This is a genomic window from Acidimicrobiales bacterium (genome assembly GCA_022452035.1).
Classification (GTDB): Bacteria; Actinomycetota; Acidimicrobiia; order Acidimicrobiales; family MedAcidi-G1; genus UBA9410.
Map to the genome: position 1 here is coordinate 66,616 of JAKURV010000002.1, position 15,614 is coordinate 82,229.

Below are 15,614 nucleotides of genomic sequence, written 5' to 3' on the forward strand. Positions count from 1 at the left end.
TAACTGGCAGGAAGGGGGACGGACGTGGGCGAGCGACCGCGGGTTGAGGTGGCTGGCGTGCCGGTGTCGGTGGACCACTACGTAGCCGGGCGTCGCCTCTCGTCTGCCACCTCTTTTGAAGACCGTTCGCCGCTGGACTGGTCGGCCGTCTTAGCCGAGGTATCCGCAGGAGACGCTGGCGTAGCGGACGTGGCCTTGGCAGCAGCGACGGAAGCATTCGAGGGCTGGGCTGCTCTCGGTCCCTCGGGCCGCGCCCCGTATCTTCGTCGGCTGGCCGATCTGGTTGACGAGCGGGTGGCGGACCTGGCTGCAGTGGAGTGCGTCGACATGGCTATGCGCCACGAGAGCCTCCGTAACAGGGTTATCGGCCGGGGAGCGCGCAACTTCCGTGCCTACGCCGAGTTGGCGGAAGAGCACGAGGAGCGCACCTGGTCATCCAACGGCACTACCAACAGAGTGCAGCGCCTCCCGGCTGGTCCCGCCGTGGTGATTACGCCGTGGAACGCCCCATTCATGCTGGCTACCTGGAAGTTGGCCCCCGCTCTGGCCGCCGGGAACCCAGTAGTCCTTAAGCCCGCCGAGTGGTCGCCACTGTCGGCCAGCCTGCTGGCCGACCTGGTTGATGAGGCCGGGCTGCCTCCCGGAGTGTTCAACGTGGTCCAGGGGATCGGCACCGACGTGGGTTCGGCTCTGATTTCCGACCCGCGAGTCCGACGTCTCTCGTTCACCGGCTCGTCGGCCACCGCCCGAGACATCGGGGTGGCGGCCGCAGCCAACATCGTCCCATTTACCGCTGAGTTAGGAGGCAAGGGCGCTCTGGTGGTATTTGCCGACAGTGACCTCGAGGCCGCGGCTCGCACGGCTGCTGGTCAATACGATGACTCGGGACAGGTCTGCTTGGCTGGCACGCGGCTGCTGGTCGAGGCGTCGGTTGCGGGCGATTTCCTGGCCCGGTTTCACGACCACGTGGATGCCCACGTGCTGGGTGACAGCCACGATGACGCAACCACGATCACCCCAATGATCCATCCCACCCACGTGTCCCGGGTTGAGGGCTTCATCGAACGGGCCCGGGCGGCTGGTGACGAGGTGCTGCGTGGTGGTGCTCGCTACGTGCCTGACTGGTGGTCTGGACGGCCCGATCACGCACTATGGGTCGAGCCGACGCTGATCTCTCCGGCGTCTAACGACAGCGAGATCGTGCAGAACGAGGTGTTCGGCCCCGTTCTGACCTTCCAGACGTTCGCCAGCGAGGATGAGGCGGTGGCTCTTGCCAACTCCACTGCCTACGGTCTTTCAGCCACCCTGTTCACTGGCTCGGCGCAGAGGGCTGAACGGGTCGGCGGTGCACTGCGGGCCGGCACCACCTGGGTCAACTGCTTCTTGGTACGTGACCTGACCGCTCCGTTTGGGGGCCTCGGGATCAGCGGGTTGGGCCGCGAGGGCGGCGACTATGCGCTGGAGTTCCACGCCGACCTGAAGACCCTCCAAGTGAAGGATGGGACGATTAGTTGATGGATCACCTTGATCCGTCAGGCATGATCTGACGCCATGACTGAACTCTGGACTTCTCGACGCCGCGAATTGGTAGGACGCGTAGCGGGGATGGGAGCAGCCTTCGCCGCTCGTGCGGATGCCGTGGATCGCAACGCGGCGTTTCCGCACGAGAACTACGCAGACCTCCGGGATGCCGGCTTCCTAGGCCTATGTATCCCGGAGGAGCATGGTGGTCTGGGAGGTGACTTCGTGACCTATGCCCTGGTGTCTGAGGAGCTTGGCCGACACTGCGGGTCGACGGCGCTGACCTTCAACATGCACACGGCCACAATGCTGCTGACTGGGCAGATTGCCGACGATCTGGACATGTCGGACACCGAGAGGGACGAACACGACCGGCGGCGGATCGGCATGTGGAAGGGCGTCATCGACCACGGCCACCTCCACGCTCAGCCATTTAGTGAGGGACGGGCCTCCGGAGAGACTGCCGGATTCGCAGTGCAGGCTGTCCCGGTCGACGGGGGGTACCGGGTGTCGGGCCGCAAGATCTTCGCCTCTCTGTCCGAAGTTGCTGATAGCCACAACGTGACTTGCATGGTTGAGGGGGACGACCGGGTCCGGTTTCTTGGTGTGCCGGCGGATGCAGAAGGCGTGGGTATCGAGGGTGATTGGGATCCGCTGGGAATGCGGGGCACTAACTCCAAGAACCTGCTCTTCGAGGACGCCTTCGTTCCCGCCGAATACGAGTTTCTGCCGCCCGGCTGCTTCGATCAGATGGCGACCCGGTGGCCGTACTTCTACATGACGTTGTCCTTCACCTATCTGGGGATCCAGCGTGCGGTGCTCGACTACACGGCGGAGGCTCTGCGAGGCGACGATGGTCCGGTAGAGCGTCGGGACCTGCCACAGAAACAGCACGGCTGGGCCCAGATGCGCCTTGCATGGGAACGCTCGCAGGCCCTCACCTACCGGGTACTGGGCGAGGTCGGAGTCGACCCGGGACCGGATCGGGTCGAACGGGCCTTGGCGGCCACGGTTACGGCCATGGAGACTGCACCAGAGGTGGCGGCCACCGCTGTGCGGGTATGCGGTGGCCGGTCGTTGCTGCGTCCCAGCGCACTGGAGCGGATGTATCGCGATGCCCGCTGCGGTGCCACCATGCTCCCGTGGAGTGTCGAGGCCGCCCTCGACCGTCTGGGCCGTGCTGGGCTTTACGACTGATCTGACGAGTGGAAAGCGAGGACCTGTATGAGCGTTCCGTGGCACCGGGTCGAGGCCTTCTCGGATCACTTTGTCCGCTGCGCAGTGACGACCGAAGAGACGGCGGTGGTCCTTGCCGAGGACGACAGCCGACCCGAGTTGGTCGAGGTGGCGGTACTGGCCCTCCAGCGCCTCGGTGTGGCGGTGTCGACGATGGTGGTGCCTACACCGCCGAATCGGGGACCGGTGCCGGTGCGTTCCACGGGAGCCACGGTGGCTATCGCCCACAACCCAGCCGTCGTCGCGGGCCTGGCCGCCTCCGACTTCATCGTGGACTGCACCGTGGAAGGCTTGTTACACGCTGAGGAACGCTTGGCACTACTCGCCGACGGCGCTCGTGCCCTGATGCTCTCCAACGAGCACCCGGAGGTGTTCGACCGGGTGGGCCATGACGAGCGGATGGGCGAGCGGGTTGAGCGAGGCCGCCAGCGGCTAGCTGCTGCGTCGACCATGCAGGTCACCTCGGCTGCAGGAACCAACCTCACCGTGGACCTGGAGGGTGCTGCGGTAGCCGGCTCGGACGGCACGGTCACAGCGCCGGGTGGTATCTCCCACTGGCCTGGCGGACTCGTGCTGTGCTTCCCGGCCGCCGGATCAACCTCAGGTACCGTGGTGATGGCACCGGGTGACGCCAATCTGACCTTCAAGGAGTATGTGCGGTCGCCAATCGCCTGCACGCTGGAGGCCGATCACGTAGTAGCCGTAGAGGGAGACGGCTTGGATGCCGAGTTGTTCTCTTCTTACCTGGCGGCGTGGGAGGAGCCTGAGGCCTACGCAGTGAGTCATTTAGGTTGGGGCATGAATCACGCCTGCAGGTGGGACGTCCTCCCCTTGTACGACAAGGCTGACGTGAACGGCACGGAACTACGGGCCTTCGCCGGAAACTTCCTGTGGTCGACCGGTGCTAACGAGGTTGCCGGCCGATTTTGCCGAGGACATTTCGACTTGCCGATGCGTAACTGCACTGTCACCCTCGACGGTGATCCCGTGGTGGTCAACGGCGTGCTGGTTGACGAACTGGCCTGAGTCGGCTGGCACAGGACATCCAAGTGCTGGTGGATTAGTCCGGGTGACGACTCAGGTGACCTGAACAGTGAGGTGCTTGGTTCCGCTGATCAGGTTGGAGCGCAGCCGATCAGATTTATCGACTACCTGGATGTCGTTCGTTTTGGCCAGCAACTCTTGAAGGGTGACCCGGATCTCCATGCGGGCCAGCCACGCCCCCAGACACAGGTGCGGACCGTTACGGCCAAAGGCCACGTGGTCATTAGGGTCCCGGCGGAGATCGAACCGGTAGGGGTCGTCGAACTTCCGCTCGTCGTAATTCGCAGCCGTCCACCACAGCACCACCTTGTCGCCTGCACGGATAGTGCGGTCGTGGAGTTCTTGGTCACTGGTCGCAGTGCGACGGAAGTGGGTGGTAACCGTGGTCCAGCGGAGAATCTCTTCGACGGCCGTTTCCACCAGCGCCGGCTCGTCCCGTAGAGCCTGCATCTGCACGGGATGGTCTACGAGAGCCCGCAGACCTTCAGTCAGGGAGTAGCGGGTGGTGTCGTTGCCAGCCGCCACCAGTAGAGCGAAGAAGTTGTTGAATTCCAGATCGTTGAGCGGTGCGCCGTCGGTGGTTGGTGCCAACAAACGCGAGATCACGTCGTCACGGGGGCATCCACGACGTTCGGCGGCTGCCTCCTGGGCATACCGGAAGACCTCTAGGCCGGCTGGGCTGCGGAAGGGGATAAGTCGAAACTCATCGGTATCGACCTGATCGACGACGTGGTCGGTGTACTCGGGGTCGGAGTTGGATAGCAACTGGTCGCCCCAGTCCACAAGCTGCTCAGCATGTTCGTCGGGCACCCCGAGGAGCCGGCCCAACATACGCATGGGCAGCACACGGGCCACCTCGCCCACGAAGTCGAACTCGCCGAGGGCCAGGGCCTCGTCCAGGATGCCGGCCGTGAGCTCCCGGATGGGCTCCTCATAGGACTCGACGGTCTGGCGGGTAAAGCCCCGGTTGACCAGCCTCCGAAGGCGGGTGTGGTCAGGCGGGTCGAGCTCCATCATCGTCCGCCGGGCCTCAGTCTCCTCGGCATCCATTTCCTCCAGCCGGATCCCCTGATACGAGGTGAAGTCCTCGCAGCGGCGGTTGAGTTCGATGACGTCCGCGTGCCGGGTGATGGTCCAAAAGCCGGCGCCGTCGACCTCGTCGACCCAGGCCACCGGATCCTCGTCACGTAGGCGCTGGAATGTGGCGTATGGGGTGCCATCGACCCAGGTGTCGTGGGAGGCCAGATCGGCGTGGCCGTCGTCGGAGTCCGGTGTCCAAGGGTGGCGGGCGATCGGGGTCATTGCAACGACGCTTACGAACCAGCTCCCGGCCGCAGGTCGGCCAGTGTGGTGCCGCCGTTCCACGACACACCCACGCTGCGCCAGTAGCCGGCGATCATCTCCCGAGGAGCGAGGCGGCTGAGTTCCTCGACCGGAGATTCGAATACCCGCAGGTCGACGTCACCGGTGAAGGCCGGACTTACCTCGGCGTCATAGCCCTGCATGGTGACCAGTTCGTTCAGCGAATCGGTGCCGTCAACCTCGATGGTCGGCAGAAACCGGTGGTGGAGCATGGGCAAGGCGTTGACGAACCCGGAGTGTTCGCTAGGACCGGTGATTGTGAACTCGGCTTCGACCAGTCGGCGTCCGTAGGCAGAACAGGTAGCACCGAAACGGCCACCTGGTTTGAGGCGGGGGCCGGCCTTCCCGACGGTGACCGGTCGGGTCATCCAGATGTCGCCGAGCTTCTTGGGGTACCCCTGTACATGGCCGCGGAGCATGGCGTAGTCCTTGTCGACCCAGATGTAGACGCAGCGGCTGTAGGTCTCGCCCTCATACGTGCAGCGGACGACGACTAAGCACTCCTTGTATTGAAGGCGGTCAGGGTCGACCACTTCGTTGAAGTCGTTGGAGCACGACTGCCAGTCGGCCCAGATAACGGCTACAGCTCCCGGGTCCTCGTTTGCCGGGGCCAGCGGTTCCGGGAGCAATTCGGCCACCGCCACTGGGTCGGCCCGGTACTCCACGGTGAGCATGTCGCCCGAGTAGTGCCAGGGTGGTGACGGGACGAGAGCCGAGGCTCCCGTAGCACTGCGGGGGAAGGTGAAGCCCTTTAGGTTCGGCATGCGGGACAGCATATCTTTTGGTCCCTAATGATTTCCATGCAAAGATTGCTTTGGCTCATCATGAACCCGGGCCGGTTAATGGGAAGTGGGAGATGACAAGGAACCGAAGCGCTACTCGCGAGACGCGGCGGATTCTCCTAGACGGGTCGGTGACCTCCGTATCGGTGGATGGCGACCATCTAGTGGCCGACGACGGCTGGCGCATCCCAGAGTCCGAGGCGTTCCACCTCCCTCCCAGTGAGCCATCCAAGATTCTGTGCGTCCACCTCAACCACGTCAGTCGGGTCGAAGAGTTCCAGGTTTCGCTGCCGGCAGCGCCTACCTACTTTCACAAGCCCACGTCTTCGCTGAACGGACATCGAGGAGACGTGGTGCGTCCTGAGCGCTGTCATTGGCTGAACTATGAGGGCGAGATCGTCATCGTGATTGGCCGGCCTTGTCGCAATGTGAGTCCGAGCGACGCAGGTGAGTACATCGCTGGATACACGATCGGGAATGACTACGGCCTGCATGATTTTCGAGACACCGACGCCGGTTCAATGCTGCGGGTCAAGGGGTCGGACACCCTGTGCCCGGTAGGCCCCGGTCTGGTGGAAGGGTGGGACTTCCGTGGCAAGGGCATCCGGACACTGGTCAATGGCAAGGTCGTGCAGGACGGCAATACCGAAGAGATGACCTGGGATATGCACTACCTCGTAGCGGATCTAGCCAGGACGATCAGTCTGTATCCCGGCGACATGATCTTCTCGGGTACCCCAGCCAATTCCCGGCCCGTCAGCCCGGGCGATGTGGTCTCAGTAGAAGTCGAAGGTCTGGGTGTACTTGAGAACACGGTCGTGGCAGGACCAGATGAAATTCGCGACGATGTAGGAGCTCAACCCTCCCAGTCTGAAGAAGTTCTCTCGACAGCGCTCGGTGGGGACTGGGAATTTCGCGGCATTCGTCCCCCTCACCGGGGTTAGGTCCTCGCGATCCGCGAGTTGGACCCCAAATAGTTCGAGGTCTACCTTTTTATGAATTGTGAACTGGTGTCTTCTGAGGGGGCAATCGGAGTGAAGAAGTCAGCAATTATCAGCATCCTGCTCGCGTTGTCTTTGCTTGCCGCAGGATGCGGCAGCGATGAGGACTCGTCTTCGACACTGAAGGTGGGCTACGCAGCGGACCTTTCCGATCTGGGTGGCTTTGCAGATATGCCTGCGAGTCAGGCCGGAGAGCACTTTGTTGCTCTAGTCAACTGCGCTGGTGGTATCGACGCAGAAGTTGGGATCGATATTGATGCCGTATTGGCGACAGACCTCGACAACTGCAGCGAGGTTTCCGGGACAACACTCGAATGGATGATGGAGAACATCGCAGGTGACCCCGAGGTGACTCAACGTGCGAGCCAGTCCCTTATCGATTGGGGTGCTTCGGCGTTGCTAGGTCCGCCATTCCCGGACTTTGGAGAACCGCTTCTCCAGGTGACCGCCGGTGAGATTCCAGTTCTTTTCGTGGCCTCAACTGAGCCGACGTTGGCCGACGCGTCGATTAACTCCTATCTGGTCGCGTTCGACGACACAATGCAGGCCACCGCGGCGGCCGAGTTCGCGCTGGATCAGGGTTGGTCCACAGCGGTCACGTTCTCTGCCCCTGGCCCCTATTTTGGTTACAACCCCGAAGTGTTTACCGAGGTCTTCACTGCCGGGGGCGGTTCAATTATCGCCGACTACGGCTTTGCGCCTATCGACGACATGGACTTCTCGACGCAGGTCAACGAACTCGCTAGTGGAGGACAGGCACCGGACGTGGTTTATTCGGCCATGTTGTCGTTCCAGTCCGCTGTCCTGCGGGGCCAAATGGATGCAGCGGGTGTAACGACCAACTACTTGGTGACGGACGCGTTTGAGGCCACGGGCGGTTACTTCACCGACGGGGTCGAAGGCTTCTACCACACGACCCATTCGTTCCCGTCCGAGGGCAGTCGTATTAAGGCTCTTGCCGACAGCTATGAGGCGACATACGGCGCACCGCTTGAGAACGCTTCATTCGGTGGTTTGGCTGTAGACGCGATCGCAGTTGTGATCGACGCGTTCGCTCGGACCAAATCAACGGATCCGAAAGTTCTTGGTGCGGCGATCAAGAACGCCAAGGATGTCCACGGGGCGACCGGAGATCTGACCTACTTGGGCTTGGGAGGCGTTCCCGACAAGCCTGTGTTTGTCCATCAAGTTGTTGGCGGTGCTCCAACTCTTGCGGCCACTATTGACTGAGTGCGCTGGGTAGTCGGTGCTTGAAGTCGAATCGCTTACTACCCGTTATGGAGCGATCGCTGCCATAAGAGAAGTTGGCCTAACTGTCCGGGCCGGTGAGGTTGTCTGCCTCATCGGCCCGAACGGTGCTGGCAAGACCACGCTCCTGGCGACGGTTGCTGGTCTTCTGAAGCCCTCTAGCGGCAAGATTTCGCTCGGCGACGACGACATCACCAGTTGGGCTCCAGACCGGATTCTCCGGTCTGGCTTAGCACTCGTCCCGGAGCACCGTCGGATCTTTGCCGACCTCACCGTCAATGAGAATCTCTTGGTTGGGGGTGTCACCAAGACCGCTGCCAGGAGAATCGAGCTGCGCAATGAGGTTGTAGAGCTCTTCCCGGCCTTGGGTAGCAAGCTGGGCACTTCGGCGGGTTACCTCTCGGGTGGTGAGGCACAGCAACTAGCTATAGGTCGCGCCTTGATGGCTGAGCCCCAGTTGCTCCTCTTGGACGAGCCGACTCTCGGGCTTTCCCCAAAGCTTGCTGATGTTGTTTTTGATCTCATCGAGACACTCAGAAATGCCAGCCTCACCCTCTTAGTCGTTGAGCAGAGTGCCCAGCGGATTCTCGAAGTTGCGGACCGTGGATACGTGCTGCGATCTGGAGAGGTTGTAGCTAGTGGCCTCGCCCGTGACTTGCTCGCGCGCCAAGATCTTTTTGATACCTATCTCGGCCGAAATGTCGACCTCGTATGACCGAACTTCTTCAGCAGGTCGTGGATGGCTTCGGTCGTGGTGGGATCTACGCGCTGATTGCCCTGGGGATCGCGGTCATTTTTGGGGTGATGCACCTGGTGAATTTCGCTCATGGCGAGCTCATAACCGTGAGTGCCTATGCGGCTTACGGCCTTTTCGTCGCTGGATGGGACTGGTGGCTTATTGCCCCAGCGATTGTCCTGATTGCTGGCCTGACATCGGTGGCCATCGAGTTCGTTGCTTTCCGCTGGGTAAGGGGAGCGCCAGATTTCACAATGCTCATGACGTCGTTTGGTGTTCACTTCTTGGTGCAGGCCGCGTTCGTGATGTATGTCTCGGCAAACTTCCGCCAGTTCCCCCGGCCGGGATGGATCTTTCAGACTTGGAAAGTGGGCGGCGTCAGCCTGGAAGTGTTCGACCTTCTGGTCATTCTCTTCACTCTCCTGACACTGGGTGCCACGTACTGGGTACTTCAGCGCACGATGTTCGGGATGAGTTTGCGGGCAGCTGCTGAGGACTTTGATGCCGCCAGACTGATGGGGATTCGGAGTGATCGGATCATTCGCGGCGCCTTTGCACTCTCTGGTTTGCTAGCTGGAGTTGCCGCCGTCTTTTGGCTGATGCGCAGCGGCCAGGCAGGGCCAACGGCGGGACTCAGCCCAATGCTCAAAGGCGTGCTTGCTGCCCTTATCGGAGGGCTCGGAAGCCTTACTGGAGCGGTCATGGGCGGCGTCATACTCGGTCTCGCCGAGGTACTCCTGATCTCTCGCCTTCCAGAAGGCCTGGTGGGCCTAACCGACGGGATCGTCTTCCTCCTCATAGCGCTTCTCTTTGTCTTCAGACCACAAGGCCTCATAACCGTGCGTCGGGCGGAGCGCGTGTAGTGCCCAGACGGATGGTTGATCGTCTGGTTCTTCCCCTGGCGGGATCTTTAACCACGTATCTGCTCCTTGTCGGCGGCGGGATCATCTACACAGCCGTTGGGAACTCTGCGAGCGAGGGTCTGGTTACCCAGATGCTCATCAACGCGATTGTTGTACTCGGAATCCAGATCTACATCGGCAACACAGGTGTTCTCTCCTTTGGACATATCGGCTTTGGGGCCATCGCTGGCTATGCATTTGCTGTTTGCGCAATTGCCCCGGAACGAAAAGCAGTACAGATCCCGGATGCTCCGTTTGGCCTAGCTGAAGTGGCCCTGACCCCGTTTCAGTCGTCCTTGACCGCAGCACTCATCGCGGTAGTGGTTGCTTTCGTCATTGGTTTGGGACTTGCTCGTTCGGGAGCACGTTCGGGTGCCGTAGCTGCCACAGTCATCACCCTCGCGTTGCTGTTCGTTGTCCACGAAGTCGCAAGGAATTGGATTGACCTGACTCGCGGCGGCAAGACAGGACTCTCCTTCAGTCCGCTCGGGGGCGTGACACTTCAAGGGCGGGGATGGATCTATCTGGCGTTGCTCCTCGCCCTCCTGGTAGCGCGGCTCTTCAAGGAAACGAGATATGGCCGGCTCGCCCAGGCCGCGCGAGAAGATGATCTGGCAGCACGTTCAATGGGGATTCATCCCGCGTTACAGCAGATGATCGCACTCCTATTGTCCGTCTTCGTTGTGTCCATTGGAGCAACTCTTCGGGTATTTGAACTCGGAAGTATCAATCCGAGACTCTTCTTCTTCAAATACACCCTGCTTACCTTGACAATGCTCATTGTCGGAGGTCGAAACAGCGTCACGGGTTCTCTCGTAGGTGTAGTGATCATCAGTACCGGTAGCGAACTCACTCGTTACCTCGCCGGGCCGTCAGTTGACCTTCCATTTCTCGACTGGGTCCTTCGAAGCGGACTCACGGATGTATTTCTTGGTGCATCAATGCTGGGCTTCATGATCTTCAGGCCTAATGGAATCTTGGGAGACTGGGAGCCCGATCATTGGTTGACGAGGCGCGCAACTAGGAAGCCCGGAGATCAGCCACCCGCCCTTCGTCCAGTTGAGGATTCTCGCCCCGAAGGCTTCCTCCATGCGACCGGGATAGTCGTTGATTTCGGAGGATTCCGAGCGCTCGATGGGGCAAGCCTGACGGCCTCGAGCAATGAGGTAGTCGGCCTCATCGGCCCTAATGGGGCCGGGAAGACCACGCTGCTGAACGCAATCACGTCTCTTGTCACCTCCAGCGCTGGGTCGATTCGGCTAGACGAGCAAGTTCTCGACGGTCTGCCTTCACACCTGATCGCCCGGGCTGGGATTGTCAGGACCTTTCAGAACCTCAGGTTGTTTCCTGCACTTTCAGTCGAGGAGAACATCGAAGTCGCCCGTCTAGCAACTGCCGGACACATTGCCGGCCGCTCGCTGCCGGACGTTGAACTCTTGGTTCGTGCCAGTGGCTTGGCAGAGCTCCGACATCGGCGCGCCGGTGAACTGGACTATGGGAACGCGCGGCGTCTCGAACTTGCCCGGGCGGCCGCAGCTGGCCCCCGATTTCTGCTGCTTGATGAACCCACGAGCGGCATGGGTGATCTCGAGTCGGAGCAGATGATTCACCGGATTCGAGAAATAGCGGGACTCGTTCAAGCCGGTGTCGTCGTCGTCGATCACGACCTGAACTTCATCACGGGTATCTGTGATCGCGTCTATGTCCTTGATCAGGGAAAGGTGATCGCTGTGGGCACACCCGACGAGGTTTCTCAGGACCCGGTTGTACAAGCCGCCTACCTGGGTGGGCCGATCGGCTCGTCCACCTAATCCTTCTCAGCGCGTCAACCAACCTCCATCTACCGGTAGGTGCACCCCGGTGATCCATGACGACTGGTCGGAGAGAAGGAAGGACACTGCTGAAGCGACGTCTTCCGGTTGACCAATCCGGGGAATCAGGAGCCTGTCCTTAAGCGCTTCCAGTGTCTCCGGAGCGGTAATGCCCTCCAAGGAGACGAAGTCGGTGGCGATCGGTCCAGGTGCCACTGCGTTGACTCGGATGGAGAACTTGGCCAATTCAACGGCGAGAGCCTTTGTGAGCATCTTGACCCCGCCCTTGGACGCGTTGTAATGGACCTGGCAGTAGCCGGCGGAGGAAACAACCACCTCAGCTTCGACCGTCGAGATGTTGACGACGGATCCACCGCCAGTGCTGGCAATATCACGCGCTACTTCTTGCGTGACCAGCCAAGTTCCTTTCAGGTTCACATCGACAACCAGGTCCCACTCTTCTTCCGTTAGGTCGGCCAAAGAAGTCATGGTGACGACGCCAGCGCAGTTCACGAGCCCAGTGATTTCACCTAACCGGCTAGTTGCATTGTCTGCAGCTGACCGTATGGAACCTCGGTCTCGGACGTCTATCTCTTGAAAGATCACGCGCCCTCCTGCGGAAGCAATGGACTCACAAGTCTCGTGACCCTTTGTGACGTCACTGTCGGCCACAACAACGGACGACCCCTCGTTCGTGAGCCGTTCCGCTACGGCTCTGCCGATTCCAGAAGCCGCGCCGGTTACAAAAACCACATTGGCTTGGCTCATGGTTGGTCCCACCTACACGGGAGGCCGGTGGGTCCGCGGAACTCGAATCCGTGCAGCTTGATGGCCTTACCTGGCTGGATCTCCAGATCTGGTAGACGATCGAGGATCCTTTGGGAACCGATCCTGACCACCTGCCTACCGAGCCACTCACCCAGACATCTGTGGTCGCCAGTCGCAAATGCCGCGTGGCCACCTTCGGAGCGGTGCAGATCGAACTTCTTGGGATCCGACCACCGTTCTTCGTCGAGATTCGCCGATCGAATGACTCCGGCGACCAACGACCCTTGCGGAAGGACCTTGTCGCCTAGTCGAGTCTCACGAGTCGTCTGCCGCGTAATGGTTCCTACCGGAGAATGCAATCGAAAGACCTCCTCGACGCACCTGCGCCAGAGACCAGGTTCCAAAGCCAACTCATTTCGTAGTTGGTGATCGGCGAGCACAGTTCCAACGACTAGGCCAATCCCGTCGCGTGGCTCGTTGATGCCTCCGCTAATCATTAGGCGGACGTTGTTCACGATTTCGGATCGATCCAATGGCTGACCGTCGACTTCAGCGGCAACAAATTGAGCAATGGCTGACAGGTCGTTGCGGTTTTCAACGGTCGCATCGATTTTCTGGTCGATTGCTCTTCCCAGGGATTCGCGTGCCTGATTTCCGATAGAGGTCAATTCAGGGTCGTTCGCGAAGTTCGCTATGTCGGCACATAGCCCCTCGCACCACTGCCAGACCTGCTCCCAACCGTGAGAATCGAGCCCGAGCACAGAAGCCAAAGAGTTTGCGGCCAGGGGAGCGGCAAACGAAGTCATGAGGTCGGCCTCGCCCTCCTCAATGAATCCGTCCACCAGTTGGTCAGCGAGATCGACCAACGTCTCCGAAGCAAAGCTCCCGGCCACCCCACCAGCCTGGAAGATTGGGAGCATTGCATCTCGCGTTCGAGAGGCCTCAGGTTTGTCCTTGGTGAGCATGTTCGGACCTAGTGCTCTTGCCAAGAAAGACGGGCTGGTGTTGGCAGTGAAGACATCGGGGTGATCTTCCATGTGGATGAGGTCATCCCATTTCGTGACCATCCACATATCGAGAGACGGCACAAAGCAGACGGGTTCCTCCGCCCGCATCCGAGCAAGAATCGGATCAGGGTCGAGTTCCAACTCTCTTAGGTTGACCGACTCGCCGATGTTCAAGGTCGAGCACAACTTTCTGGTCGCTAGAGGTACGGGAGGTAGGTCTGCTTCTCCCATTCTGTGAAGGAGCCGATTGTCTCTTCCCAGGTTCCGTTCGCAGCAAGGTATTTGGCCCACTCGGCTTTTTTGATTGCGATGTACTGGGCGACCATTTCTGGGCCAATCGCGTCAGTGAACTGCTCGTCGGCTTGAAGGGCTTCGATGGCAGCCCCAAGGTGATCGGGTGTGTGCTCCTCGGTGCAGGCCGTCTCAAGTGCATCCCCGGTCTCCGGATCCGGACAGGGAAGGCTCGCTTCCACACCTAGGCGCGACGCAGTCAATACGGCGGCGATTGCCGAATAGGTGCTTGCCGCTCCGTCGGGCATTCGGTTCTCAAGGCGAGTTGATGCGTCGCGTTCCGGGTTTACGCGAACCGTGGCGCACCTATGGTCATGCCCCCAGTTCTTCCAGTAACCGGAGATTTGGCCGGGCAACAGGCGCTTGTAGGAGTTAGCCGTAGGTGCGCATAGCGCTGCCATCGCGGACATGTGGTGGAGTTGTCCGGCGATACAGAACTTCGCGAGCGCTGAGAGTCCATCTGGAGCCGATAGATCGACCATGGCGTTGTTGCCGGAACTGTCTTCCAGGCTCAGGTTGACATGTAGCCCGTTACCTCCATATTCCGGGATCGGTCGCGGCATGAAGGTGAGGAGGTGCCCATTCTGCGCGGCCACTTCCATGGCCATTGTCCTGAAAAGAAACACCTCATCTGCACATGCCATTGCGTCATCGAATTCGAGGGTCAGTTCGAACTGACCCATGTCGAATTCTCCGTTGATTGATTCGACCCGGAAACCCAGTCGGTCTGCAGTCTCATCGATGGCTCGCACAATCCCCGCCGGGTCGGTACGTACGCCTGTGCCGTAAACCATCGAACCGGGTGCGTTATAGGGACGCCATCCTCCATCGGGATCGGGTTCCATGACGTAGGCCTCTAGCTCAATCCCCACCTTCGGTTTGAAACCCATCGATTCCCAGGCGCTGACCGCATTGCGAAGCACTGTCCTTGGAGCTAGGGGTACTGGCTCACCATTTCGCTCAAGATCCCCAACGACGACGCCAACGCCGTCCTCCCAACCTGGCCTTATCTCAGACATGTCGAAATGGCATTCCATGTCTGGCATTCCCTCAAGGAATCCCGTTCCGGGTATTGGGCTCATGTCCCGGTCGTACTCCAAGGACAAAACAGTCAGGCAGTGTCGCGTTCCTCGTTCAGCGAGGCGGTAGGGCAGGTACTTGCCGCGAGCAAGATTCAAGTGGTCGGGCCACAGGACACGGACTCTCCTGTACTCGTCTGTTCCCATTTGTCAGCCTCTTCCATCCTGTTGTTGAAGGGTCTCGCAGTATCGCCTGAACGATTATTGCTAGTGAGTTGTTCTCCAAGGCAATCCGCTTACTAAATCGTTCGGTACCGAATAGTAGTGTCCGTATATGCCCCGAGCCTTTTCCGCAGGTGATGAGGAATTGATCGAGGCTGAACGTCTGATTCGGGACCGGATGTCGGGCCTCGACCTCGACCTCCTGTCGTTGGCGGCAGTGTCGAACGTGTTCCGGACGGCCACGGTGCTCCGAAACCACATGGAGCGTGACGTGTTGCGTCGCCACCAGCTGTCGTGGAGTGCCTTCGTGGTGCTATTCGTGTTGCGGATCTGGGGTTCCCAAGAGTCACGCAGCTTGGCTACCGAGGCGGGAATTTCTGGAGGCACCCTTTCCGGGGTACTCGACACCCTGGAACGGAAGGGCTTAGCCGAGAGGAGAGCCATCCCCGAGGATCGGCGCCGCGTCGAGGTGGTCCTCACAGCAACTGGGACGAAGGTGGTCGACGAGGTAATGCCGGCCCTCAACCGTGAGGAGGCGCTGGTCACCGGCGGGCTTACCGACGACGAGATGGCCACCCTGGCCCGGCTACTGCGCAAGGTGTTGAGAACCACCGAGGATCTCGATGAGCGATGACCGGCATTCGACCAGTGCTTCGCCTCTGCT

14 protein-coding genes are annotated in these 15,614 nt (G+C 60.5%); 9 read left to right on the forward strand and 5 right to left on the reverse strand.

Going from position 1 to position 15,614, the window contains the following annotated elements; translation table 11 throughout:
* Positions 1-24 precede the first annotated feature (24 nt).
* From MK181_01380 to MK181_01390, 3 genes are read left to right on the forward strand one after another with little or no spacing between them, the layout of a single operon-like run.
* Positions 25-1,515 carry an aldehyde dehydrogenase gene (locus MK181_01380; protein MCH2418444.1) on the forward strand — a complete coding sequence of 497 codons (1,491 nt, stop codon included), beginning with the start codon at positions 25-27 and terminating at the stop codon, positions 1,513-1,515.
* Positions 1,516-1,551: 36 nt separating this feature from the next.
* A complete protein-coding gene (locus MK181_01385) occupies positions 1,552-2,718 on the forward strand; it encodes an acyl-CoA/acyl-ACP dehydrogenase (protein ID MCH2418445.1) in 1,167 nt (388 codons plus the stop codon).
* Between the two features lie 27 nt (positions 2,719-2,745).
* Positions 2,746-3,783 (forward strand): hypothetical protein, encoded by a 1,038-nt coding sequence (locus tag MK181_01390; GenBank protein ID MCH2418446.1) that lies wholly within the window; start codon positions 2,746-2,748, stop codon positions 3,781-3,783.
* Positions 3,784-3,834: 51 nt separating this feature from the next.
* Here MK181_01390 and MK181_01395 read toward each other — a convergent pair whose 3' ends face one another.
* Positions 3,835-5,103, reverse strand: a complete 1,269-nt coding sequence (locus MK181_01395; GenBank protein ID MCH2418447.1) for a cytochrome P450 — start codon at positions 5,101-5,103, stop codon at positions 3,835-3,837.
* 11 nt (positions 5,104-5,114) lie between these two features.
* Positions 5,115-5,927, reverse strand: a complete 813-nt coding sequence (locus MK181_01400; GenBank protein ID MCH2418448.1) for an acetoacetate decarboxylase family protein — start codon at positions 5,925-5,927, stop codon at positions 5,115-5,117.
* A gap of 92 nt (positions 5,928-6,019) precedes the next feature.
* Here MK181_01400 and MK181_01405 point away from each other — a divergent pair, with 92 nt between their 5' ends.
* From MK181_01405 to MK181_01425, 5 genes are all read left to right on the forward strand, one after another.
* A complete protein-coding gene (locus tag MK181_01405; protein ID MCH2418449.1) occupies positions 6,020-6,889 on the forward strand; it encodes a fumarylacetoacetate hydrolase family protein in 870 nt (289 codons plus the stop codon).
* A gap of 90 nt (positions 6,890-6,979) precedes the next feature.
* A complete protein-coding gene (locus MK181_01410) occupies positions 6,980-8,176 on the forward strand; it encodes a hypothetical protein (protein MCH2418450.1) in 1,197 nt (398 codons plus the stop codon).
* A 16-nt stretch (positions 8,177-8,192) separates the two neighbouring features.
* On the forward strand, positions 8,193-8,909 hold the full coding sequence (locus tag MK181_01415; GenBank protein ID MCH2418451.1) for an ABC transporter ATP-binding protein: 717 nt from the start codon (positions 8,193-8,195) through the stop codon (positions 8,907-8,909).
* Positions 8,906-9,793 carry a branched-chain amino acid ABC transporter permease gene (locus MK181_01420; protein ID MCH2418452.1) on the forward strand — a complete coding sequence of 296 codons (888 nt, stop codon included), beginning with the start codon at positions 8,906-8,908 and terminating at the stop codon, positions 9,791-9,793. Before MK181_01415 ends, MK181_01420 begins: the two co-directional genes overlap by 4 nt.
* Positions 9,794-9,804: 11 nt before the next feature.
* Positions 9,805-11,643 carry an ATP-binding cassette domain-containing protein gene (locus MK181_01425; GenBank protein ID MCH2418453.1) on the forward strand — a complete coding sequence of 613 codons (1,839 nt, stop codon included), beginning with the start codon at positions 9,805-9,807 and terminating at the stop codon, positions 11,641-11,643.
* A gap of 6 nt (positions 11,644-11,649) precedes the next feature.
* Here MK181_01425 and MK181_01430 read toward each other — a convergent pair whose 3' ends face one another.
* The 3 genes from MK181_01430 to MK181_01440 are packed head-to-tail and all read right to left on the reverse strand — an operon-like array spanning position 11,650 to position 14,935.
* A complete protein-coding gene (locus MK181_01430; protein ID MCH2418454.1) occupies positions 11,650-12,411 on the reverse strand; it encodes an SDR family oxidoreductase in 762 nt (253 codons plus the stop codon).
* A complete protein-coding gene (locus MK181_01435) occupies positions 12,408-13,592 on the reverse strand; it encodes a cytochrome P450 (GenBank protein ID MCH2418455.1) in 1,185 nt (394 codons plus the stop codon). The genes MK181_01430 and MK181_01435 overlap by 4 nt, the downstream gene beginning before the upstream one ends.
* A 23-nt stretch (positions 13,593-13,615) precedes the next feature.
* Positions 13,616-14,935 (reverse strand): glutamine synthetase, encoded by a 1,320-nt coding sequence (locus MK181_01440; GenBank protein MCH2418456.1) that lies wholly within the window; start codon positions 14,933-14,935, stop codon positions 13,616-13,618.
* A gap of 127 nt (positions 14,936-15,062) precedes the next feature.
* Here MK181_01440 and MK181_01445 point away from each other — a divergent pair, with 127 nt between their 5' ends.
* Positions 15,063-15,584 carry a MarR family transcriptional regulator gene (locus tag MK181_01445; protein MCH2418457.1) on the forward strand — a complete coding sequence of 174 codons (522 nt, stop codon included), beginning with the start codon at positions 15,063-15,065 and terminating at the stop codon, positions 15,582-15,584.
* Positions 15,585-15,614: the final 30 nt, after the last annotated feature.